Origin of the sequence: Sphingomonas anseongensis (assembly GCF_023516495.1) — a bacterium.
GTDB classification, from domain to species: Bacteria; Pseudomonadota; Alphaproteobacteria; order Sphingomonadales; family Sphingomonadaceae; genus Sphingomicrobium; species Sphingomicrobium anseongensis.
On the sequence record NZ_JAMGBC010000001.1, the window covers coordinates 63,118 to 85,109 of the forward strand.

At 65.9% G+C, this 21,992-nt stretch carries 24 protein-coding genes and 1 tRNA gene; 14 read left to right on the forward strand and 11 right to left on the reverse strand.

Annotated features, from left to right (window positions below; translation table 11 throughout):
• Positions 1-37 precede the first annotated feature (37 nt).
• Both LZ519_RS00315 and LZ519_RS00320 read right to left on the reverse strand, forming a co-directional pair.
• Positions 38-214 carry a hypothetical protein gene (locus LZ519_RS00315; RefSeq protein ID WP_249866760.1) on the reverse strand — a complete coding sequence of 59 codons (177 nt, stop codon included), beginning with the start codon at positions 212-214 and terminating at the stop codon, positions 38-40.
• Positions 215-228: 14 nt separating this feature from the next.
• Positions 229-426, reverse strand: a complete 198-nt coding sequence (locus tag LZ519_RS00320) for a hypothetical protein (RefSeq protein WP_249866761.1) — start codon at positions 424-426, stop codon at positions 229-231.
• Between the two features lie 153 nt (positions 427-579).
• Between LZ519_RS00320 and LZ519_RS00325 the strand changes: the two genes are divergently transcribed.
• A complete protein-coding gene (locus tag LZ519_RS00325) occupies positions 580-1,527 on the forward strand; it encodes a LysR substrate-binding domain-containing protein (protein ID WP_249866762.1) in 948 nt (315 codons plus the stop codon).
• A 42-nt stretch (positions 1,528-1,569) separates the two neighbouring features.
• Here LZ519_RS00325 and LZ519_RS00330 read toward each other — a convergent pair.
• Together LZ519_RS00330 and LZ519_RS00335 are read right to left on the reverse strand one after the other, a co-directional pair.
• A tRNA-Ala gene (locus LZ519_RS00330) sits at positions 1,570-1,645 on the reverse strand.
• A gap of 52 nt (positions 1,646-1,697) precedes the next feature.
• Positions 1,698-2,012, reverse strand: a complete 315-nt coding sequence (locus LZ519_RS00335) for a TIGR02300 family protein (protein WP_249866763.1) — start codon at positions 2,010-2,012, stop codon at positions 1,698-1,700.
• 151 nt (positions 2,013-2,163) lie between these two features.
• Here LZ519_RS00335 and cmk point away from each other — a divergent pair, with 151 nt between their 5' ends.
• Together cmk and LZ519_RS00345 are read left to right on the forward strand one after the other, a co-directional pair.
• Positions 2,164-2,802 carry a (d)CMP kinase gene (gene cmk / locus LZ519_RS00340; RefSeq protein WP_249868815.1) on the forward strand — a complete coding sequence of 213 codons (639 nt, stop codon included), beginning with the start codon at positions 2,164-2,166 and terminating at the stop codon, positions 2,800-2,802.
• A gap of 68 nt (positions 2,803-2,870) precedes the next feature.
• Positions 2,871-3,059, forward strand: coding sequence for a hypothetical protein (locus LZ519_RS00345; protein ID WP_249866764.1), 189 nt, complete (start codon positions 2,871-2,873; stop codon positions 3,057-3,059).
• Here the strand turns inward: LZ519_RS00345 and LZ519_RS00350 are convergent.
• Entirely contained in the window at positions 3,056-3,250 is a 195-nt protein-coding gene (locus LZ519_RS00350; protein ID WP_249866765.1) for a hypothetical protein, read from the reverse strand. The two genes, LZ519_RS00345 and LZ519_RS00350, sit on opposite strands and share 4 nt — an antisense overlap.
• Positions 3,251-5,165: 1,915 nt before the next feature.
• Positions 5,166-6,434, reverse strand: coding sequence for a hypothetical protein (locus LZ519_RS00355; RefSeq protein ID WP_249866766.1), 1,269 nt, complete (start codon positions 6,432-6,434; stop codon positions 5,166-5,168).
• A 76-nt stretch (positions 6,435-6,510) separates the two neighbouring features.
• Here LZ519_RS00355 and LZ519_RS00360 point away from each other — a divergent pair, with 76 nt between their 5' ends.
• From LZ519_RS00360 to LZ519_RS00375, 4 genes are all read left to right on the forward strand, one after another.
• Positions 6,511-6,687 (forward strand): hypothetical protein, encoded by a 177-nt coding sequence (locus LZ519_RS00360; RefSeq protein WP_249866767.1) that lies wholly within the window; start codon positions 6,511-6,513, stop codon positions 6,685-6,687.
• 66 nt (positions 6,688-6,753) lie between these two features.
• Positions 6,754-8,979 carry a DNA topoisomerase IV subunit A gene (parC, locus tag LZ519_RS00365; RefSeq protein ID WP_249866768.1) on the forward strand — a complete coding sequence of 742 codons (2,226 nt, stop codon included), beginning with the start codon at positions 6,754-6,756 and terminating at the stop codon, positions 8,977-8,979.
• 165 nt (positions 8,980-9,144) lie between these two features.
• Positions 9,145-10,824, forward strand: coding sequence for a putative bifunctional diguanylate cyclase/phosphodiesterase (locus LZ519_RS00370; protein WP_249866769.1), 1,680 nt, complete (start codon positions 9,145-9,147; stop codon positions 10,822-10,824).
• A 68-nt stretch (positions 10,825-10,892) separates the two neighbouring features.
• Positions 10,893-12,674, forward strand: coding sequence for a chloride channel protein (locus tag LZ519_RS00375; RefSeq protein ID WP_249866770.1), 1,782 nt, complete (start codon positions 10,893-10,895; stop codon positions 12,672-12,674).
• Here LZ519_RS00375 and LZ519_RS00380 read toward each other — a convergent pair.
• The 4 genes from LZ519_RS00380 to LZ519_RS00395 form a co-directional block, all read right to left on the reverse strand.
• Complete coding sequence (locus tag LZ519_RS00380) at positions 12,649-13,158, reverse strand: DUF4402 domain-containing protein (RefSeq protein ID WP_249866771.1); 510 nt, start codon at positions 13,156-13,158, stop codon at positions 12,649-12,651. The genes LZ519_RS00375 and LZ519_RS00380 overlap by 26 nt on opposite strands.
• A gap of 90 nt (positions 13,159-13,248) precedes the next feature.
• Positions 13,249-14,394 (reverse strand): CCA tRNA nucleotidyltransferase, encoded by a 1,146-nt coding sequence (locus LZ519_RS00385; protein ID WP_249866772.1) that lies wholly within the window; start codon positions 14,392-14,394, stop codon positions 13,249-13,251.
• A gap of 35 nt (positions 14,395-14,429) precedes the next feature.
• Positions 14,430-15,011 carry a CoA pyrophosphatase gene (locus LZ519_RS00390; RefSeq protein WP_249866773.1) on the reverse strand — a complete coding sequence of 194 codons (582 nt, stop codon included), beginning with the start codon at positions 15,009-15,011 and terminating at the stop codon, positions 14,430-14,432.
• On the reverse strand, positions 15,008-15,574 hold the full coding sequence (locus LZ519_RS00395; protein WP_249866774.1) for a DUF1285 domain-containing protein: 567 nt from the start codon (positions 15,572-15,574) through the stop codon (positions 15,008-15,010). Before LZ519_RS00395 ends, LZ519_RS00390 begins: the two co-directional genes overlap by 4 nt.
• Before the next feature lie 44 nt (positions 15,575-15,618).
• On the opposite strand from LZ519_RS00395, the gene LZ519_RS00400 reads away from it, so the two are divergent.
• The 7 genes from LZ519_RS00400 to glmU all read left to right on the forward strand — a co-directional run bounded on the left by LZ519_RS00400 (position 15,619) and on the right by glmU (position 20,924).
• Complete coding sequence (locus LZ519_RS00400) at positions 15,619-16,347, forward strand: SDR family oxidoreductase (protein WP_249866775.1); 729 nt, start codon at positions 15,619-15,621, stop codon at positions 16,345-16,347.
• Positions 16,344-16,766 carry a dihydroneopterin aldolase gene (locus tag LZ519_RS00405; protein ID WP_249866776.1) on the forward strand — a complete coding sequence of 141 codons (423 nt, stop codon included), beginning with the start codon at positions 16,344-16,346 and terminating at the stop codon, positions 16,764-16,766. The genes LZ519_RS00400 and LZ519_RS00405 overlap by 4 nt, the downstream gene beginning before the upstream one ends.
• A 186-nt stretch (positions 16,767-16,952) precedes the next feature.
• Complete coding sequence (locus LZ519_RS00410; protein ID WP_249866777.1) at positions 16,953-17,600, forward strand: energy transducer TonB; 648 nt, start codon at positions 16,953-16,955, stop codon at positions 17,598-17,600.
• Positions 17,601-17,641: 41 nt separating this feature from the next.
• Positions 17,642-18,457 carry a MotA/TolQ/ExbB proton channel family protein gene (locus LZ519_RS00415; protein WP_249866778.1) on the forward strand — a complete coding sequence of 272 codons (816 nt, stop codon included), beginning with the start codon at positions 17,642-17,644 and terminating at the stop codon, positions 18,455-18,457.
• 74 nt (positions 18,458-18,531) lie between these two features.
• Complete coding sequence (locus LZ519_RS00420) at positions 18,532-19,017, forward strand: ExbD/TolR family protein (RefSeq protein WP_249866779.1); 486 nt, start codon at positions 18,532-18,534, stop codon at positions 19,015-19,017.
• A gap of 54 nt (positions 19,018-19,071) precedes the next feature.
• Positions 19,072-19,461 (forward strand): ExbD/TolR family protein, encoded by a 390-nt coding sequence (locus LZ519_RS00425; protein WP_249868816.1) that lies wholly within the window; start codon positions 19,072-19,074, stop codon positions 19,459-19,461.
• A gap of 107 nt (positions 19,462-19,568) precedes the next feature.
• The gene (glmU, locus tag LZ519_RS00430) at positions 19,569-20,924 is read left to right on the forward strand and encodes a bifunctional UDP-N-acetylglucosamine diphosphorylase/glucosamine-1-phosphate N-acetyltransferase GlmU (RefSeq protein ID WP_249866780.1); all 1,356 of its coding nucleotides are present in this window, start codon (positions 19,569-19,571) and stop codon (positions 20,922-20,924) included.
• 6 nt (positions 20,925-20,930) lie between these two features.
• Here the strand turns inward: glmU and LZ519_RS00435 are convergent, their stop codons facing one another.
• A complete protein-coding gene (locus tag LZ519_RS00435; RefSeq protein WP_249866781.1) occupies positions 20,931-21,959 on the reverse strand; it encodes a proline iminopeptidase-family hydrolase in 1,029 nt (342 codons plus the stop codon).
• Between the last annotated feature and the right edge of the window lie 33 nt (positions 21,960-21,992).

The following is a 21,992-nucleotide window of genomic DNA, read 5'->3' on the forward strand; positions in this document are numbered from 1 at the left end:
GGAGCGCGGTGCGTGCGGCCGCGCTCCTCACCTCCGTTCAGGCACGACGCCCTTTGCGCTTAAGCTCAAGCCAGGGAGCCTGGAACTCGATGCGGTTGAGCACCTCGAATGCGGTCAGGGCCGCCGTCCCGGTGCGGTGGAAGAGCCGAGCAAGCCCGGCGTTCAGCTGAGCGCGGCCGTCCTGGTAGGAGCGGTCGAAGATTTCGTCCATCATGGTCACCATCTCCTTCAAAGGGCCAGTGGAAGGTCGTCGATGCAGTCGTTGGCGGGCGCGGCCATCGCCTTTTCGACGGCCTCGAGCCGGCGCTGCGTGTCGAGCTTGCGCCAGGCGAGGAAGCGGACCGAGGGGCGGCCTGCGGCGACGATGGCGGCTTGATCGGCCGGGCCGTTCTCGACGAACAGCCGGCGGGCTAGGCTATAAGTCATGTCGAGCTAACTCCTGTTGCTTCCGCCGGCGAAGAGGGGCTGGGGAGGGGAGGGAGTTTCTCCGCCGGCGGTGCAACAATATCTACGGGCACCAGTCTCGTTTCGCCAATCAAACGCTCGACACGGGCGATAAACTCAGCTTATGCAGCGGCCATGCGCAAGCTGCCTCCGCTGACTGCCGTCCGCACCTTCGAGGCGGCTGCCCGGAACGAGAATTTCACCGCAGCCGCGGCGGAGCTTGGGATGACCCAGGCGGCAGTCTCCTACCAAGTAAAGGCGCTCGAGGAGCGGCTGGGCGCCCAACTCTTCACCCGCGAGCGCGGGCGGGTCCGGCTAACTCCGCTCGGCACCCGGCTCCTGCCTCCGTTGAGCCAAGCGTTCGACTCGATTGAAGCAGCCTTCGCCGCCCACCGCGCGGAGGATGAATCGCTGCTCACCATCACGACGACGGTCACCTTTGCCAACACCTGGCTCGCCTGGCGCCTCGGTGCCTTCCAGATGGAGCATCCGGATCTGGCGGTTCGGATGACTACCGGCAACGAGGTCATGGACCTTCGCTCGGGCGACGCCGACGTTGGAATCCGCGGCGGCACTGGCAATTGGGAGGGACTGGAGAGGCACCTCCTGGTCCAGTCGGAATTCACTCCGATGGCGAGTGCCGAATTCATCGCCAAGGCCGAAGCATCGCTCGGCCGGAAGATCGAGCCCAGGGACCTGTTCGACCTCAACCTCATCACTCCGGAGGACGACTGGTGGGCGCAATGGTTTTCCGACGCCGGCCTTGCCGCCGACGGCGTGGCGAAGAGGCGCGGAGTCCGTTTGGACAACCAGGCCAACGAGGGGCACGCGGCGATGGCCGGGCTAGGAATAGCCCTTCTCACGCCCTTCTTCTGGCAGAACGATATTGCCGAAGGCCGGCTGGTGATGCTCTTCGCCGACCGCATCTCGACGCGCGGCTGGGCTTATTGGCTGGTCTATCCACCCGAGCGGCGCATGGTGCCGAAGATCAAGCGATTTCGCGAATGGCTTCTTGCGGAGATCCCGGCGTCGGCGCGCCTCACGCAAGCCCAGCTGCAGCAGGCCGCGCTACCTGCGCAGTAATGGCAAGCCTATGTGCTTGAAATCAGCGGTCTTTTCGAGGGGTGGTGGAGCCGAGGGGGATCGAACCCCTGACCTTCGCAATGCCATTGCGACGCTCTCCCAGCTGAGCTACGGCCCCGTTCCCAAGCGCCTTTAAGCGATGTTCTCAGCGGCGCAAACGGGAAATCTGATCAGCTTTCCTCGTCTTCGCCGGCCTTCTTGACGCCCAGATCGTCGTCGTCGGTGGCAAGGTCGACTTCGTCGTCTGCGCTGGGCTCCTCATCCTCGTCGATGGCGAGCTCTTCGGCCTCGAGATCCTCGTCCTTCTTTTCCTTAGCCTCGGCCTGCGGCTCGAACGGCATCGGCTGCTTGGACTTCAGCACGGGCTCGGGGACCCATTCGGTGCCGCATTCGATGCAATGCACCGGGTCCTCGTTGCCGAGGTCGTAGAATCGGGTCGCGCACTTGGGGCAAGTCCGCTTGGTGCCCCACTCAGGTTTGACCATCGGGTCCTAAGCTCCATTCAAAGGGTGTTCGGCGCCGGCTCGAAAGAGCCTTGGTCGCGTTCGGCGGGCGCCTTGCCATAGGCATTTGGCGCTGTCAAAGCGCCGTCCCTTGAATAACCGTGTCGCATCGAACGAGCGCCTGCCGCGGCCGATCGTGATCGCGGTCGACGGCCCCGCCGCCAGCGGGAAGGGAACCATCGCACGAGCGATCGCAGCGCATTTCCAGTTGCCGCACATGGACACGGGCGCCTTGTATCGCGCCGCCGCCCTGAACCTGTGGCGCTGGGGCGGCGATCCCAACAGCGAGTTCGAGGCGGTGCGGGCGTGCGAGGACATTGGATCCAACCTGGAAGACCCCGAGCTTCGAAGCGAGCCGGTGTCGAGGATAGCGTCGAAGATTTCCGCCTATCCGGCTGTCCGCGAGGCCTTGCTCGAGCGCCAGAAAGCGTTTGCCGCGCAGCCGGGCGGGGCCGTCCTCGACGGTCGCGACATAGGAACCGTCATCGCTCCGGATGCAACTGCCAAGCTGTTCGTAACTGCCACCGAAGAAGTGCGTGCGCAGCGGCGGGTGCGCGAGCTCCTGGCGCGGGGAATGCCGGCGCATTTCGATGAGGTGTTGTGCGACCTGAAGGCCCGCGACGCGCGAGACACCAACCGCGATTCAGCGCCTCTCGCACAAGCCCCTGGCTCAATCGTCCTGGACACGAGCAATCTGTCGGTCGAGGAGGCCGTTGCCCAGGCAATTGCGCTCGTGCGGGCACGGCTGGAGCGGCTCGAAGAGCGTAACTGACGCTTCAGCCGTTGCTGGCGCGCGCCGGGTTGAGGACATTGAGAGGACGGTCAGCCGTTCTTCCGGCAATGACGAACCCCGATGACCAGATCTATGACGAAGCCAGCCGTGTTGATGCGGAAGAGGGCGTTGTCCGGCAGACGGGGCCTGACAATGTGGACGTCAGGCTGACTCCGGGTGCCGCGGAAGAAACCTCCGAACGGTTGCTGGAGGGCGCGATGAAGGCGCGCGGTCAGCGCTACTTCGACGACAACTAGTCCGCGCGCTGTTCCGTCGTCCCGGAAGCGCTTCGCGCCACCAGACGGTTTCCCTGCCAAAGCTCGAAGGGAGCTGACGCCATTTTGGACGTAACGGCGGCAATTGCCCGCTCGTCGTCTTCCGCTTCAATCCAGTCGGCGGTGGAAAATCGCCCTGCACCATCCATTTCATACAAGCGGTACGCAGCCACTGCAGATCTCCCGAACTGCTAATGGGTTACCGTCCGATCGTGGCTCATCCAACTAACGATAGTTAGCGGGGCGACGCCCGAGTCGTTCACACGACATGGTAAACAGCCGGTAACGTTAACTATTAAAATCCCGTTATAGAACAGCTTCCTAACCGAAACCGCTTGCGCGTCGAGCCGATTCGCTGTTGGCCTGCGGACAACCACCAAAATGGTTGCATTCGCGTCATACCGGGAAAAGGGGCGCGCGGGGCTTGGCTTACAACGACGCAAAAGGGATGGGCATGCGGGCCCGGCGCGGAGCTTTGTTCCTCTGCGCCTGCGCCGTTGCCGCGCTCGCGACCAATCCGGTGGTTGCTGCTCCTGTACCGCTGCCTCCGGGGGCGCCGCGCAGTTCGGCTCCAGTCTCATTGCCGTATTTGAATCAGCGGACCACCGGCACCAATTCCGTGCCGACAATTGCTGACTCGCCGCGGGATTCCCCGGGCGCGCCCAACTCGGGTCCCGGAAACGGGCCGGTCGGCCCGCCGCCGGGCGCAGGAATGGGGCCCGCCGCGGGCGGTCCGGTCGTCGTCGACCAGGGAACGTTCGACGTCGCCGTCGATCCGGGAAATCAGGGGAAGCCAGACAAGTCCGAAACACCGGGACAACTGACGGGAAGCCTCCCGCCTGCCGCCCCTCCTGGCCAAGCGACGGACCCCGGCGAACTGCTGCTTTCGGGATCGACCACACCGCCAGTCGACCAGGTCAAGGTCGAAGATGGCGCGATCGTCATCACCTCGAGCGGCGGCGGGGCACCAGGTCCTCCGCCGGAATCCGCCAGCTCGAACGGCAAGCAGCCACCGCCCGACGCCGGGCCTCCGGCCGACGCAGGCCCGTCGTCTGACGTAGCACCTCCGGCTGGACCTCCCGCTGACCCCGGCCCACCAGCCGATGCAGGTCCGCCCGCCGATGCAGGTCCGCCAGCCGATGCAGGTCCGCCCGCCGATGCAGGTCCGCCGGCCGATGCAGGTCCGCCAGCCGATGCAGGGCCGCCGCCCGATACAGGTCCGCCCGCCGACGCTGGACCGCCCGAAGGTTCGGGACCTCCCGCCGACGCCGGACCGCCCGCCGATGCAGGGCCGCCCGAAGGTTCGGGACCTCCCGCCGACGCCGGACCGCCCGCCGATGCAGGGCCGCCTGAAGGTTCGGGGCCGCCGGCCGACGCAGGACCACCCGCCAACGCTGGACCTCCCGCCGACGCAGGACCGCCGGCCGACGCTGGACCTCCCGCCGACGCAGGACCGCCGGCCGACGCAGGGCCGCCAGCCGACGCAGGGCCGCCCGCAGACGCAGGGTCGCCAGCCGACGCCGGACCGCCGGAAGGTGCTGGACCTCCCGCCGACGCTGGACCGCCGGCCGACGCAGGGCCGCCCGCAGACGCCGGACCGCCGGAAGGTTCTGGACCTCCGACCGACGCTGGACCTCCGACCGACGCTGGACCTCCAGCCGACGCTGGACCTCCAGCCGACGCGGGGCCTCCCGCCGATGCGGGACCGCCGGAAGGTGCTGGGCCTCCAGCAGATGCCGATCCACCGCCAGATCAAGGTCCACCGGCCGACGTGGGACCTCCGGGCGGGGTTCCCCCCGGCAACCCGTGCGCCACCGGCAACGGCAATCCGTGCAACGGCAACAACGGCAACAGCGGCGAGCAAGGCAATTCCGGGGGCGAAACGCCGCCTCCGCCTCCGCCGCCGCCTCCACCGGGCGACAGCGGCAACGGCCCCCCGACCGACCCCGGTAACGGTAATGGCAACGGACCGCCGTCCGATCCGGGCGCCGGCAATGGCAATGGTCCGCCCGGCGGCGTGCCACCCGGCAATCCGTGCGCCACCGGCAACGGTAATCCCTGCAACGGCAACAACGGCAACGGCGGTGATCAGGGGAACGCTAACCCGACGCCGACACCGACACCGACGCCGACACCAACACCGACGCCGACACCAACGCCGACACCGACGCCGACGCCCACGCCCACGCCAACTCCGACGCCGACGCCGACACCGACGCCGACGCCCACTCCGACACCGACGCCCACTCCGACGCCGACACCGACACCGACGCCAACTCCGACGCCAACTCCGACGCCCACTCCGACGCCGACACCCACTCCGACTCCGACGCCGACGCCGACTCCGACGCCGACGCCGACGCCGACACCCACGCCAACCCCGACGCCGACGCCGACACCGACGCCCACGCCGACGCCGACGCCCACACCAACTCCGACGCCGACGCCGACACCGACGCCGACGCCGACTCCGACGCCCACGCCGACGCCGACGCCCACACCGACGCCGACGCCCACACCAACTCCGACGCCGACGCCGACACCGACGCCGACGCCGACGCCGACACCGACACCGACGCCGACGCCCACACCGACGCCGACGCCCACACCAACTCCGACGCCGACGCCGACACCGACTCCAACGCCGACGCCGACTCCGACGCCGACACCGACGCCAACCCCGACTCCGACGCCGACGCCGACACCGACGCCGACGCCGACGCCGACACCGACGCCGACGCCCACACCGACGCCGACGCCCACACCAACTCCGACGCCGACGCCGACACCGACTCCAACGCCGACGCCGACGCCCACGCCGACACCGACGCCAACCCCGACGCCGACGCCGACGCCCACACCGACGCCGACGCCCACACCGACGCCGACGCCGACGCCCACACCAACTCCGACGCCGACGCCCACACCAACTCCGACGCCGACGCCGACGCCCACACCGACGCCGACGCCGACGCCCACACCAACTCCGACGCCGACGCCGACACCGACTCCAACGCCGACGCCGACGCCGACGCCCACGCCGACGCCGACGCCGACCCCCACTCCGACGTCGACAGGGACCCCGACACCGACGCCAACTCCGACGCCCACGCCAACTCCGACGCCGACGCCGACCCCGGCACCCACTCCGACTCCGACGCCCACGCCGACGCCGACTCCAACGCCGACGCCGACACCGACACCGACACCCACTCCGACGCCGACACCAACGCCGACGCCCACGCCGACTCCGACTCCGACGCCGACGCCGACGCCCACGCCAACGCCCACTCCGACGCCAACGCCGACGCCGACGCCGACGCCGACACCGACGCCGACCCCGACTCCGACGCCCACTCCGACGCCAACGCCGACCCCGACCCCGACTCCGACGCCGACGCCGACGCCACCAGGGCTGTCGTTCCGCGACGAGGTGATCCCGTGGCTCGGCAGCGGGAGCGATGAGGATGATCAGGACGAGGATGACGAGGGCATCGACGAGTCAGCGCTTCTCGGCGACGACGGGATCATCATAGACACCGGAGTCACCAGCGGGTCCGACCCGACGGCATGGGACCCGATCGGGATCGACCGAAGACCCGATCGCTGACGCTCGGCGTCACCGCAATCGGCAAACAATGTGGCAAGCGTCCGCCCGCCTTGCTAGCGAGCGGCAATGGCCGAAGCTCAGACCGATTCCTTCATTGAAACGCCGTTCGATGCCGCCCTCTCGGAGCGCTATCTCGTCTATGCACTATCGACGATCACCGCTCGCTCGCTCCCAGACGTCCGTGACGGGCTGAAGCCCGTCCACCGTCGTCTATTGTGGGCCATGCGCCTGCTCCGGCTGGACCCGGCCGGAGCCTACAAGAAGTCGGCGCGCGTCGTCGGCGACGTGATCGGCAAATATCACCCGCACGGCGACGCCTCCGTCTACGACGCGATGGTCCGGCTCGCCCAGGATTTCGCGCTTCGCTACCCTCTGGTGGACGGCCAGGGGAATTTCGGCAACATCGATGGGGATAACGCCGCCGCCTATCGCTACACGGAAGCCAGACTGACCGCAGTCGCGATGCAGCTGATGGGCGGCGTTGACGAAGGAACCGTCGACTTCCGGGCAACGTACAATGGGGAAGAGGAGGAGCCGGAGGTTTTCCCGGGCCTGTTCCCCAACCTCCTCGCCAACGGGTCGAGCGGAATTGCGGTGGGAATGGCGACGTCGATCCCGCCGCACAATGTCAGCGAGCTGATCGACGCCGCGATCCACCTGATAGACGATCCGAAGGCCGAACATTCGGCGCTTATGGATTTCGTCGCGGGACCGGACTTTCCCACCGGCGGCGTTCTCGTCGACAGCCGCGAGTCAGTCGCGGAGGCTTATGCCACCGGCCGCGGCTCGTTCCGGCTTCGCGCCTCGATCACTCAGGAAAAGGAAAAGGGCGGGGGCTGGTACCTTCTGGTCAGCGAAATCCCGTATGGGGTGCAGAAGGGCAAGCTGATCGAACAGATCGCCGCCTTGATCGCGGAAAAGAAGCTGCCGATCCTTTCCGACGTCAAGGATGAGAGCGCCGAGGAAGTCCGGCTGATCCTCGAGCCCAGGAGCCGAACGGTCGACCCCGATCTGCTGCTCGAAAGTCTCTACAGGCTCACCGATTTGGAGGTGCGCTTCCCGCTCAACCTCAACGTCCTCGATTCCACCCGCACGCCGCTCGTGATGAGCTTGAGGGAGACGCTCACCGCCTGGCTCGAATTCCAGTTCCAGGTGCTTGTCCGCAAAAGCCAGGTAAGGATCGGAAAGATCGACGACAGGCTGGAGCTCCTTGAAGGCTTCCTGGTCGCTTTCCTCAACCTCGACCGCGTGATCGCAATCATCCGGACCGAGGACGAGCCCAAGCCCATCCTGATGGAGGAATTCGGGCTTTCGGACCGGCAGGCCGAAGCGATCCTCAACATGCGGTTGAGGAGCCTGCGCAAGCTCGAGGAGATGGAGATCGGGCGCGAGCGGGATGCTCTGCGGCTGGAGCGCGACGAGCTCTCAAAACTGGTCGAAAGCCCGGCTCGGCAACGAACCCGGCTCAAGAAAGACCTCGCTTCGGTCAAGGCCAAGTTCGGCGATAATCGCCGAACGCGGATCGAGGAATCCGCCGTAGCTCGCGAGATCGACTGGTCGGCGATGATCGAAAAGGAGCCGATCACCGTCATCCTGTCCCAGCGGGGCTGGATCCGGGCGATGAAAGGCCATGTGGCGCTTGAGGAGATCGAGCAACTGAAATGGCGCGAAGGCGACGGGCCGTTCATCCATTTCCACGCGCAGACGACGGACAAGCTCGCGCTCTTCGCCGACAACGGCCGCGTCTATACGCTTGGCGGCGACAAGCTTCCGGGTGGCCGCGGCTTCGGCGAGCCGGTCCGGCTGCAGATCGACCTCGATCCGGACGTGGAGATCGTGAACCTGCTGGTCGCCTCCCCGGCGATGAAGCTGCTCGTCGCATCGTCGGACGGCCGCGGCTTCATCGCCGCAGCCGAATCCACGCTCGCCGAGACGCGCAAGGGCAAGCAGCTCGTCAACCTGCGCACAGGGTCAAGGCTGGCGCTGATTCGCCCGCTTCCCGCGGGCGCCGATTCGGTCGCGGTCGTCGGTGAGAACCGCAAGCTCCTCGTCTTCCCCTTGTCGGACCTTCCGGAGCTGGCGAGAGGGCAGGGCGTCATGCTCCAGCGCTACCGCGACGGCGGCCTGTCGGATGCGGTCGCATTCCGCGAGAGCGACGGCCTGAGCTGGAGCCTCGGCGGCGAAAGCGGCCGAACCCGCACCGAGACCGACCTGAGCCCGTGGAGGGCGGCGCGTGGAGCGGCGGGCCGGATGCCCCCCGTCGGATTCCCTCGAAGCAACCGTTTTTCCTAGGCGTTGAACCAAGAAAATTGACCCCGGTTAACAACTGGGATTTCGGGGCTTCGGATACTTTGAATTAACCCCGGTTCCTTCATACCCGCGGCGATGCAGCTAGCCGAACAGCGTAGCGGGATGCAGGCCCGAACGCGCCGGAGCGATTCGCCCGGGGCTGTGCCCATGCGCGCCGGGTCCGACGACGCCGGATTCCTTGAGGCGCTTCCGATAGCTGCCGGAATCTTCACGCTCAACGCGGACAAGCTTTGGGTGCTCGCCGTCAACCGCCGTTTCTTCGAGCTGGCCGGCTGTCACGGTTCGCATGGCGAGTTCGCGGACGTATTTCGGCAATATGCCGAGGGCGAAGGTGGTGCGTTCATTCGCGCATACCTCGACGCCAAGGGAGACGCCGCCGACGAACTGGACCTGGTTGACGGTGACGGGCCGAGCAGTCGCTTTCTGAAGATCAAACTGGCCCCTGTCGGCGCGCTGGCGGACGGGACCCCGCGCTGCCTGGTCAGCGTCGTCGACCGGACCGTCGAGGTACAGGCGGAAAACGCTCTTCGTGCGGAGATGCTTCGCGACAGCCTGACCGGTCTTCCGAACCGGGTCGCGTTTACCGAAGAGATCGAGCGGACGGGTTCGAACGACGTCGAGGAGCACCGCCACGCCGTGCTGGTGGTCGACGTTCTGCGCTTCAGCCGGATCAACGAAAGCGTCGGAAGCATCGCCGGCGACGAGCTTTTGATCACCTTCGCCCGGCGGTTGATGTCGGCGCTGCGGGGCGGCGACGTGCTGGCCCGGACTGGAGGCAACGAATTCGGGATTTTGGTATCGCTTCGCCGCGGAATCGAGGATGCACTGACCGCCGCCGAGCGCATCCAGGACGTGATGAACGCGCCCTTCCACATCAGCGAGCTCGACATAAGAGTGGAGTGCGCGATCGGTGTCGCTTTGATGCAGCGCGACCAGGATTCGGAGGAGCTGTTCCGGAACGCCCAGTTCGCAGTCAAGCAGGCAAAGCAGACCGGCAGGCCGCAAATCTACGAGCCGAAGGAGGCAAGCCTCGCGCGCCATCGCTTTTCCATTGAAACTGAGCTTCGCCGCGCGCTCGACAAGGACCAGCTCAACCTCTTCTACCAGCCGCTGATTGACCTGAAGTCGGGCGAAGTCGCCGGCTTCGAGGCGCTGGCGCGGTGGAATCACCCCGACCGCGGGGAAATCTCGCCTATCGAATTCATCCCGGTTGCCGAGGAATCGGGCTTGATCCTGCAGCTCGGCCGGTGGGCGATGCACAAGGCGCTTCACACCCTGGCAGATTGGGACAAGGACGCCGGCGCGCCGCTGCCCGCCTATGTCGCAGTCAATCTTTCGGCGATCCAGGTCGCCCGCGACGACGTCTCGGGCATGGTTGCCGAGGCGTTGCGCTCGAGCGGCGTGAGCGGTGACCGGCTGACGCTGGAGCTTACGGAAAGCGCGATCATCCAGGATCCCGGCAGGGCGACCCGCGTCTTCGAGGCCCTGAAGGCGCTGCGCACGACGGTGGCGATGGACGATTTCGGGACCGGCTATTCGAACCTCGCTTATTTGCAGCGGCTCCCGATCGACGTCCTTAAGATCGACAAGAGCTTCGTTTCCGGAATGATGGTGGACAGCGACTCCGTCGCCATCGTCCGAGCCATCCTCAGCCTCGCCGACGCGCTCGGGATGTCGACCACTGCAGAGGGCATCGAAACCGTGGAGCTTGCGACGACCCTCGCGACGCTGGGCTGTTCAAGCGGCCAGGGCTTTTACTTTGCCAGGCCCCTCGACGACAGCGCGGCTCTGGAATTTTGGAAATCCCGCCGCCGAAGCCGCGGATAGCGCGTCGAAAACCGAAAAGCTCGCAGGGCGAGTTGCAACGTGCGGCGAAATGCCGTGAACGCAGCGCTATGGCCAGCATTTCAGCAAACTCTCCGCCCCGGCGTCTCGCCGACCATAGCGCCGACTACCGGATGCTCCTTCTTGCCGCGATGGCCATCGTGGCGGGCACTGGCGGGGCCATTGGCGCATGGGTCCTGCTGAAGCTGATAGCCCTCGCCACGAACCTGTTCTGGTACGGACGGCTGTCGGCGGACTCTACGGACATCGTCTCGGACAGCATCGCACTGATCGTGATTGTCCCTGTCGCGGGTGGACTCATCGTCGGCCTGATGGCGCGCTTCGGATCCGACAAGATCCGCGGCCACGGAATCCCGGAAGCAATTGAAACGATCCTGTTCGGTGAAAGCCGGCTGTCGCCGAAGGTGGCTCTTCTCAAGCCGATTTCCTCGGCGGTTTCGATCGGAAGCGGTGGGCCGTTCGGCGCCGAGGGGCCGATCATCATGACAGGCGGAGCCATCGGCTCGCTGTTCGCCCAGATGTTCCGCCTGAGCGCCGCCGAACGCAAGACGCTCCTCGTCGCGGGTGCGACGGCAGGAATGACGGGAATTTTCGGAACTCCGATTGCCGCTGTCATGCTGGCCGTCGAGGTGCTCCTGTTCGAATGGAAGCCGCGAAGCTTCGTACCGGTGGTCGTCGCCGTTCTCGTTTCGCTTGCCTGGCGGCCGCTACTCATCGGCGGCGGCCCGATGTTTCCCTTTGCGGCGCCGACTCCGCCCGGCAGCTCCGCGGTCGCCATCGCGGCCGGCCTCGGCCTCGCCACGGGTGTTCTGGCGGCGCTTCTGTCGGTGCTCCTCTACGCGGTAGAGGACGGGTTCCACCGGCTGCCCGTCCATTGGATGTGGTGGCCGGCAATCGGTGCGGTGGGCGTTGCCCTCGGGGGACTGGTCAACGTCCATGTGCTTGGCGCGGGATATGGAAATATCCAGGCGCTGCTCGACGGAAATGTCGCGGTCCGGCTCGTCGTCGCCTTGCTGGTGATCAAGGCGGCCGTGTGGCTCGTCGCGCTTGGTTCGGGGACCTCGGGCGGAATCCTCGCACCGTTGCTGATCATCGGGGGAGCGGCCGGTTTCCTGTTCGGCCAGGTCTTGCCCGGTGACCCGGGCTTTTGGGCGATGGTCGGTATGGCGGGGATCATGAGCGGAGCGATGCGGGCGCCGCTCACCGGAGCGCTGTTTGCAGCGGAGCTGACGAACCATATGGGCGCGCTTCCAGAAACCATCGCCGCCTCGGCGACCGCTTACGCGGTGAGCGTCCTGATGATGCGCCGGTCGATCCTCACCGAGAAGATCGCGCGCCGCGGCCGGCACATCCTGCAGGAATATTCGATCGATGCGCTGGAGTTCCAACAGGCCGGGCAGCTGATGACCCGCGATCCTGCGACCCTCCCCGGCGATATGACGATCGGCGACGCAGTCCGCTTCTTCGAGCAGCAGGCCGAGCACCGCTCGTATCCCGTCGTTGACCCGGCCGAGCGGCTGGTCGGGCTCGTATCGCGAACCGATGCGCTTCGCTGGCAGATTGCGAAGCGAAGCGAGGGGCGCCTCGCGGAAGCCCTGTCGGACGCATCGACCCAATATGCTTTCCCGGACACGCCGTGCGGCCAGGTGGCGGACATGATGGTGGAATCGGGTGTCGGGCGAGTCCCGATCGTCGATCACGAAAGCCGCCGGGTCGTCGGCATAATCTCACGCCAGGACCTGTTGAAGGTCAGGTCCGGTCAGAAACGGGTGGAAAAGGCGAGGTCGCGGGGCAAGCGGCGGCCGGCTATTGATAATCCGCGGTTACGTTGAACGTCCCGACATAGGTTCCGCCCGCCGTCGTCCAGTTCACGGTAACCGAGCCGCCGATCGGCACGTTGGTGCCGGGGTTTCCCGAATTGGTCAGAGTCACCGACGGCTTGCTGTCCGGTACGAGGGTCAGCGTCTTGCTCGAATCCGACTGGTTCACGAGAGTGACGTTGGGGACGTTCATCACCACGGTTTGCGAGTTGGTTCCGGCGACATTGTATATCGCAACCTGGGTCGCTCCGGAGCAGGTGACGTTCGCGGGGCAGGTGAGGACTCCGCCCTGAGACAGGCGGACGACCGCTCCCGACCAGTTGCCCGGCCCCAGAACGATGGTCCCGAGATCGAAATCCTGGCGTTTCTCGATGGCGAGCGGCTTGACGACCTTGGCCTGTACCTGCGCGTTGACGGTCGCGGCTTCGGCGCGCGCGCCGGCGACAGCCGCGAAGGCGGCTGCGACGGCAGCAACACTGGCAAGGCGCAGCCCCACTTCTTCGCCTCCACGGTCGCGGCCCACATCCGGAGATGGTGACCGCGCAATTAACCGTGAGCGGTTTACCTGCGGCGAATTGAAGGCTGGTTAACGGGAGTTGGCGGCAAGGGCGTCGGAAACGATCGCTTCCAGCTCGCTTCCGCCGGGAAATCCACTCTCGATCCAGCGGTCCTCGATGTGCCGCAACGTGCGCGAGACGTCCGGGCCTTCCGTGAGCCCGCGCTTGATGAGCGCGCCGCCGGTGACCGGGAGACGCGGCGGGCTCCACTGTTCGATTGTCCGCGCCTCTTGCGGCTGGCCGGCAAGGAGGAGGCGGTCGACGGCGCATTCTGTGCTGAGGCGATAGGCAGTCTCATAAGGATCGTGGCGGGCCGGCTCCACCGCGCAGGCGACCCGCTTCCTGGCCCGGTTGGAAAGCTTAAGCCGCGCCGTGACGGCGGCGGCGATCTCAGGATTGCGCGGGAGAAGGGCGGCGAGGCGGCGAAGCGGCTCGCCTTCGATCGCGGCCTCGATTTCCGCGCGGATGAGAGCATCGAGCGCCGCCCATGCCGTTTCGCCAATCTCAGGGAGGACCGGGTTGAGGATCTTGCGCTCGAGCATGACCCGCACCGTCGCCACGGGCTCGTCCACCGAGAGAAGCTTCAACAGCTCGTCCGCTATCCGCTCGCGAGACAGGGCCATCAGGTCCTTCGCCCGCTCGGTGCAAGCGCCGAGCGCCGCCTCGTCCGGCTCGCCGCGCCCGAAGCGAGCGTGAAAGCGAAAGAAGCGGAGGATGCGGAGGTGATCCTCGGCGATCCGCTCGAACGGGTCGCCGATGAACCGCACCCGCCGGACTTCGAGGTCGGCAAGCCCGCCGAAATAATCGAAGATTTCCCCGCTGACCGGATCGGCCATCAGCGCGTTGATCGTGAAGTCGCGCCGGGCTGCGTCCTCTTCCCAATTGTCGGAGAAAGCGACCGTCGCGTGCCGCCCGAACGTCTCGATGTCGCGCCGCAGGGTCGTCACTTCATAGGGATGGCCGTCGCTGACTGCGGTGACTGTACCGTGCTCGATTCCCGTCGGCACGGCCTTGATCCCGGCGGCCTGGAGCCGCTCGACCACCTCCTCCGGGCGAAGCCGCGTCGCCAGGTCGACATCGCTGACTGGCAGGCGAAGAAGCTCGTCTCGAACCGCGCCGCCGACATAGCGAGTCAGGCCCTCGTCGGAACCGAGCGCATCGAGCAGCTTGGCCATGCCGCGCCGCTTCCGCCAACGTTTGGCGTCGAGCTTCACATCCATTGCAGCCGCCGAGACAGGTTAACCAGCATCGCGGCCGTCGCCCCCCAGATTCGCCTGCCGTTCCATCCGATCTGCCAGTAGCGGCGCTCGAGCCCGGCGAAAACCGCAGTCTCGACTTGCTGGTTGGTGGCATCGAGCAGGTAGGCGAGCGGCGCTTCGAACCAGTCGGCCACTTCATGCTCGTGCGGCCGCAGCGGAAGTTCTGGAGGAACCACCCCGATGACGGGCGTCACGACATAGCCCGTGACCGTGCGATATTCGTCAAGCCGGCCGGCAAGCTCCACCAGCGCCGGGTCGAGCCCGAGCTCTTCGTGTGCCTCACGGAGCGCCGCAGCGACCGGCTCCTCGCCCTCGTCGAGGCGGCCCCCGGGAAAGGCGATCTGGCCGGCGTGGGTACGCAAATGCTCTCGCCGGACGGTGAGAATCACGCCGGGATCGGCGCGGTCGGTGATCGCTATGAGAACGGCCGCGGGCAGGCTTGCGAGCGCGCGCTGCTCTGGCAGATCGCCCGGGAGCGGCGGAAGCTTCGCCGGCTCGGCGAGTGCGTCGCGAATTCGCTCGGCAAGTGTCACTTCGGTTCCAGCGGAAAGAAGCAGCCGTCGCTCCACACGCCGGGCGGGTCCTCGCCTTCCGCCAGGGCGATTTCTGCAAGCTCGTAATAGAGTGTGCGCGACAGCTCCGCTTCAAGGCCGTGCCTGACGTCCACTCGAGGTGACGGGCCACGGCCAGCCTCGACCACCGACAGCCGGTGCTTGGGACCGACGATGACTGCGTCGCCGCTGTTGAGCTTGAGCGCGATTCGCCGCTCGCGGCCGTGGCCTTCACAGTGCATCTCGACCGCTCGGAAGGCCGTCGACTCGACGTCGATGCCCAGCTTCTCGACCGGCGTGACCAACACATGCGTGCCGTCGCGCTCGCGCCTCAGGATCGTCGAGAACAGCCGCACCATCGCCGGGCGCCCGATCGGCGATCCGTCGTGGAACCAAGTCCCGTCGCGGGCGATGCGCATTCCCGAATGTCCGCACAAAGGCGGATCCCATTTGTCCACCGGCGGAAGCCTTCGCTCGTCGATTAGCCGCTGGAGCTCCGCCAGGCTCACTCCGTTCAGCTCGATCGGCGGGCGGGTCTCCGGCATCCCTCTGGATTGCGTCGTCGCGGCCGGAATGACAACAGGAGCCCATGAACGAGCAGCGAACCGCGATCGTGACTGGCGCCGCCAAGCGCGTGGGCGCGGATATCGTCAAGGCACTGCTTGAGCGCGGCTGGACCGTGGTTGCGCACGTCCACAAAGCCGAGGATGAGGTCGCGGCCGGGGCGCACAAGGTCGCCGCCGATCTCTCGGACGTGGATTGCGCGGACCGCGTCTTCGCCGCGGCCGAAGGCCTTCCGCCCGTGCGGCTGCTGGTCAATAACGCGGCGCGCTTCGCCTGGGATGGGTTTGGCGAGTTTAGCCCCGACGAGCTCGACAAGCACATGCACGTCAATGTGCGCGCACCGCTGCTTCTGACGGAGGCCCTGGCCGCGCGTCACCACGGCGGGGACGCGCTCGCGGTCAACGTCCTGGATTCCAAGCTTTCCGCTCCCAACCCGGATTACCTCAGCTACACGCTGTCCAAGCAAGCGCTTCAGGGGGCGACGGAGCTGTCCGCGCGGGCGCTCGCCTCCAGGGGCATTCGCGTCAACGCCATCGCCCCCGCGCTGATGCTGAGATCTCCCGGACAGACAGAGGACAATTTCCAGGCGATGCACGAGCGCAACCCGCTCCATCGCGGAGTGACGGCGGAGCACGTCATCGCAGCGATCGATTATCTGGTTGCCGCGACGGCCGTGACCGGCGAAGTGCTCACCATCGACTCCGGGCTGCGGTTCGAGCCACCGGAGCGCGACGTGCAATTCCTGGAGTCATGATGGACCAGCCAAAGCTCAGCGGACTCGTTCCCGATCGCCTCCGCCCGCGTAGCGCCAAGATCGTCCTCGAATCACTCGAGGTCATGGCCGATATCGGATTTCACGAGTTCGAGGTCGGCTCGCCCCAAAGGCTATTAATCACTGTCGAGGTCTGGCTGGACGATTTGACCGCTCCGGAAGCCGATGATCCGGGCGGCGCGTGGGATTATGACCACGTCCGACAGCAGGTAATCGAGCTCGCCGGAGCGCGCCGCTACAACCTCCAGGAAACCCTTGCCGAGGCTATTTATCAACGACTTGCGGCGATGCGCGGAGTGAAGGCGCTGCGGGTCACCACGGGCAAGCCCGATATCTACGCGGACGCTAAGGCCGTGGGAGTCGAGATTGCCTCGTTCGCAGGCAGCGCGCCCCAGATTTGAGCCTGCGCCTGCCGGCGTGGAACAAAAGCTCTTGCACCGCACTTGAACGCTCAATAAGGAGGCGCGCTTGCTGCCCATGAGACTTTAATACATGGTCAGTTTCCTAACTTGGCGACAGGGCTGCTCTGGGGGGAGGCCCGGTTCGACCGTGGAGTTCACGGCGTCTCGAGGGAGAAATGTGGGTTAATGGCTTACGCCCAAAGAAGAGAGCTTAGTGGCAACCGCACGCTGGCGATCATTGTCGTCGCCGTCATCCAGTTCACGCTGGGTTATGCGATCGTCACCGGCCTTGCTTACAACGTCATCAAGAAGGCGAGCGAGAATCTGAAGACGTTCGACGTCGAGGAGGCGCCGCCGCCGCCCGAACAACCGCCGCCACCGCCGCCCAAGAACGTGCCGGACGTACCGCCTCCGCCGGTGGCGATGAGGCCGATCGTCCAGACACAGATGACGACGGCGCCGATCGTCACGACGCCGACTCCGCAGCCGGTCATCACTCCACAGGCTCCGCCGGCTCCGCCCGCCCCGCCGCCCGCGAAGGTGACGAAGGCGCAGAGCGCGAGGGGCAACCTTCAGGGCCTGTTCTCGGGCGACGATTATCCGCCCGACGCGATGCGCAATGAGGAGACGGGGCGGACGACGGTTCGTCTCACCATCGGCGAGACCGGCCGGGTTACCGGCTGTTCCGTCATCTCCTCGAGCGGCTCTCGGTCGCTCGACAATGCCACCTGCCGCGTCCTCACCAGCCGCGCCCGGTTTACTCCGGCAAAGCTGAGCAACGGACAGGCAACGACCGATACGTACACACAGACGATCGTCTGGCAGCTCCAGTGATCAACTCGTTCCAGCATTTCAAAAGAGGAAAGTAGACGAACATGGCAACTCCCGCAGCAGCCCCCACAGCAGGCGCAAACCCTTATGGTTTGCTGCCGGCTCTCGAGCAGGGCGGTATCATTGCTTGGTCGGTGTTCATCATCCTGGTGGGCATGTCGATCTTCTCTTTCTACATTCTGTTCACCAAGCTGATGCAGCAGCAGAAGATCATCAACCAGGGCCGCAAGGTGCGATCCGGCTTCTGGAACTCGCCAAGCCTTCGCGAAGCATCCACCAAGCTCGACAGCAAGAGCGCGTATCGCGCGATCGTCGACGATGCGCTTCTCGCACAGGAGCAGCACGGCAAGCTTACCGACCCCATCGACCAGCACGACTGGATGGCGAACAGCCTGGCGCGTAGCCAGGGATCGATCGGCGCCCGCCTCGGCGAAGGCCTTGCCTTCCTCGCGACGGTTGGTTCGACCGCTCCGTTCATCGGCCTGTTCGGTACCGTCATCGGCATCTACCGCGCGCTCATCAAGATCGGCATGGCCGGTCAGGCGTCGATCGACGCCGTCGCCGGCCCGGTCGGCGAGGCGCTGATCATGACCGCTCTCGGCCTGGTCGTCGCGGTTCCGGCGGTGCTTGCGTACAACTGGCTGATTCGCCGCAACAAGTCGATCATGGAGGACCTCGCGGCCTTCACGAACGACCTTCACGGCTTCCTGATGTCCGGCGGTTCGGTCAAGCCGCGCTTCGGCGATGCCAAGGCCTCGGCCCCGCGCACCGGCGCGACCACCACTGCCGGCAACCCCGGCGGCCGTCAGCCGGTCCGCACCGGAGCCACCCAGACGGGCGCAGAGACCCCGACCGTCTAAATCGGACGTGAGCCGGACCGGGGCCCTCCCGGTCCGGCAACCGATCGCCCGATCAACATGAAGGCACACGACGAATGGCAGTAACTGTAGGGCCAGCCGAAGGCGAAGAAGAAGCCCTGTCGGACATCAACGTCGTCCCTCTGGCGGACGTCATGCTGGTGCTCCTGATCATCTTCCTGATCACGGTTCCGGTCGTTATCCAGACCGTTCCCGTCAAGCTTCCGAACGTCAGCTACGAGCCCACGACGACCAAGCCCGAGAACGTCTCGCTGTCGGTCAGGGGCGACGGCAAGGGCGGTTGCGAGGTCTATTGGAACCTTCAGAAGGTCAACAGCAAGGACCTGCTCGACCGCGCGGTCAAGAAGCTGAAGGACCAAATCGCCAAGGTTGGCGGCGTTGAGAATCTCACCGAGGAAACGATGCCGGAAGCGCACATCCGCGGCGATATCAACACGCCGTACAAGTGCATCGGCGCGGCAATCATCACCATGCAGCAGGCCGGGTTTGCGCGCATCGGATTCATTTCCGAACCGCCGCCGAACGCCGGCGTGCGAATGTAGGAGTTCCCCGCAGTGTCGACGCAGACAACCACCGACAACCCATCGGGTGAACCGATGCTCGACATCAACGTGACGCCGCTGATCGACGTCCTGCTGGTGCTCTTGATCATGTTCATCATCACCCTGCCGGTCCAGACTCACGCGGTGAAGCTGGACCTGCCGCAGGACAACAGCAGCCCGCCGCCGCCGATCATGCCGACCAAGAACAAGGTCGTCATTACCGCGACGAACCAGATCTTGTGGAACGGCTCGCCCGTGTCGCAGCAGCAGCTTCGTGCTTATCTCGACGCCACGCAGCAGATGGACCCCATTCCGGAGCTCCACCTGCAGCCCGAGCCCAACGCCCGCTACGAGCTGGTCGACCAGGTGCTCGCGGTGACCAAGCGCGCGCACGTCGAGAAGATGGGCTTCGTCGGTAACGAGGCCTACATGACCGCCTTCTAGGGGTCGAAACATCGTCTACTTTCCCAAAGGGCGGCCGCCATGGCCGCCCTTTCCGTTTCAGGGGCTACTGGCGCTGTCCCGTTGCCCGTGCCATTCACCATTGCGAGATGAATGTGGTCCCAAGATTTGCCGTCGTGATCCTCGCCGCCGGGCAGGGCACCCGGATGCGCTCCGACACCCACAAGGTCCTTCACCCGATCGCCTCGCGGCCTTTGCTCCTTCACCTGCTCGACCGCGTGGACGGAATCGGGGCGAGCAAGCGCGTAGTCGTCGTCGGCAAGGGCCGCGATCAGGTCGAACAGGCGCTCGACGGGTGCGGAGCGACGGTCGTCCACCAGGCCGAGCAGAAGGGGACCGGCCACGCCGTCCTTCAGGCCCGGGAAGCGCTCGAAGGCTATGACGGCGCGGTGCTGGTGCTCTACGGCGACACCCCATTCGTCAAAGCCGACACCTTGAAGCGCATGCTCGAGCGGCTCGACGGCGACGATGGACCGGGAGTGGTCGTCCTCGCATCGCAGCCCGACGATCCCGGCGCGTACGGCCGGATCATCCTCGGCAAAGGCGACACGATCGCGAAGATGGTCGAATATCGCGATGCGACCGATGACGAACGCGCTGTCCGGCTGTGCAATTCGGGCATGATGGCGGTGCGCTGCGGCGACCTGTTCCGCTGGCTAGGCGAGGTCACGAACGACAACGCCGCCGGTGAATATTACCTGCCGGACATCGTCAACATCGCTGCCGCCGAAGGGCGCGAGGCGGTCGTGATCGAGGGCGACCCCTACGAAACCGCGGGCGTCAACAGCCGCGCCGAGCTCGCTCACCTCGAGCTGGAGTGGCAGCGCCGCCGTCGCGAGGAGGTCCTTCACGAAGGCGCGACCCTGATCGACCCCGAGAGCGTCTGGTTCGCCTTCGATACGAAGCTGGGCCGCGACGTCACTGTCGAACCTCACGTGGTCTTTGGCCCCGGCGTCGAGGTCGCCGACGGAGCGGCGATCAAGGCCTTCAGCCACATCGAAGGCGCGATCATCGGCGCTCGCGCAGTGATCGGTCCCTTCGCCCGGATCAGGCCGGGAACGACGCTTGGCGAGAAGTCGAAGGTCGGCAATTTCGTCGAGCTCAAGAAGGCGACGGTCGGCCCCGGAGCCAAGGTCAATCATCTCTCATATGTCGGCGATACCGAAGTGGGGCAGGGCGCGAACATCGGCGCTGGGACCATCACCTGCAATTATGACGGATTCGGCAAATACCGGACGGTCATCGGCGAAGGCGCGTTCATCGGCTCCAACACCGCGCTGGTGGCGCCCGTCACGATTGGCGCGGGCGCAATCGTCGGCGCCGGGTCGGTGATCACCAGCGACGTCGAGCCGGACAGCCTCGCCGTCGAGCGCAGCGAGCAGAAGGGCATCGCCGGCTGGGCCCGTCGCTTCCGCGAGCGGATGACGAGGAAAGCCGCGGAATAACGCCCGCTATTTGAACTTGCGGAGGAACGCGGTCAGCTTGGCAAAATAGGTCGGCTGGTCGTCATAGAAGGCCATGTGGCCGCCGTTGGTCGCCGCGAGCTCGCCCTTCGGAAGCTGCCTGGCCATTGCCGCCATATAGGCCGGGTCCATCGTGTCGTATTTGCCGGAGATCACCAGCGTCGGCACCGTGATCCGCTTCAGGTCGGCGAACCTGTCCCAGCGCTCGAGCCGGCCGCTCGCGCCCATTTCGCTCGGGCCCTGCATCAGCACATAGATGTGACGATTGAGGTGGCCGAAGCCGCGGTTTACCGGGTCCGGCCATTGATCCGCCGGCCGCCTGAGGATGTGCTGCGAATACCAGTTTGGCACCAACAGGCCCATGTAATCGGGCTGCTCGGTCTTGCCGGTCTTCTCCATGTCGAGAATCCGCTTGAGCGCTGCCTGGTCCATCTGCGGCTCGAGGACCTGGCGCGCATAATCGTTATAGGCGGGGATCGAGGCCATCATGTTCGAGATGATCAGGCATTTGACCTGATCCTGGTGCGCGAGCGCATATTCCATCGCCAGGATTCCACCCCAGCTGTGGCCCAGCAGACAGAAATTGTCCTTCGTTCCGCCGATCGCCGCGCGCACCTGGTCGACCTCCGACACGAAGCGGGGGATCGTCCACAGATCGTCGTCGTCCGGCTGGTCGCTGAAGCCGGAGCCGAGCTGGTCGTAATAATAATATTCGACCCCTTCCTTGGGCAGGAAGCTGTCGAAAGCCTCGAAATATTCGTGGGTCGCGCCCGGACCGCCATGCAGGAGCAGGAGCTTGAGGTGGGGATTGTTTCCGACTCTCTTCACCCACACACGGAAATTGCCCTTTGGCGTCGAGATCGGGACCATTCGCGCCCCGCCGCTCCACGCGTCCTCGTGGCCGCTGTTGTCATAATAGGAGGCGGGCGGTGCATCCGCCCGGCCGTCTTCGGCGTTACGGCAGCCGGCCACGACCAGAAGGCCGGCGCTTGCCAGCATCAGCAGGGACCTGTTCATGATTCCCCCTTTGCGCCTGCTGTTCGACCGGCG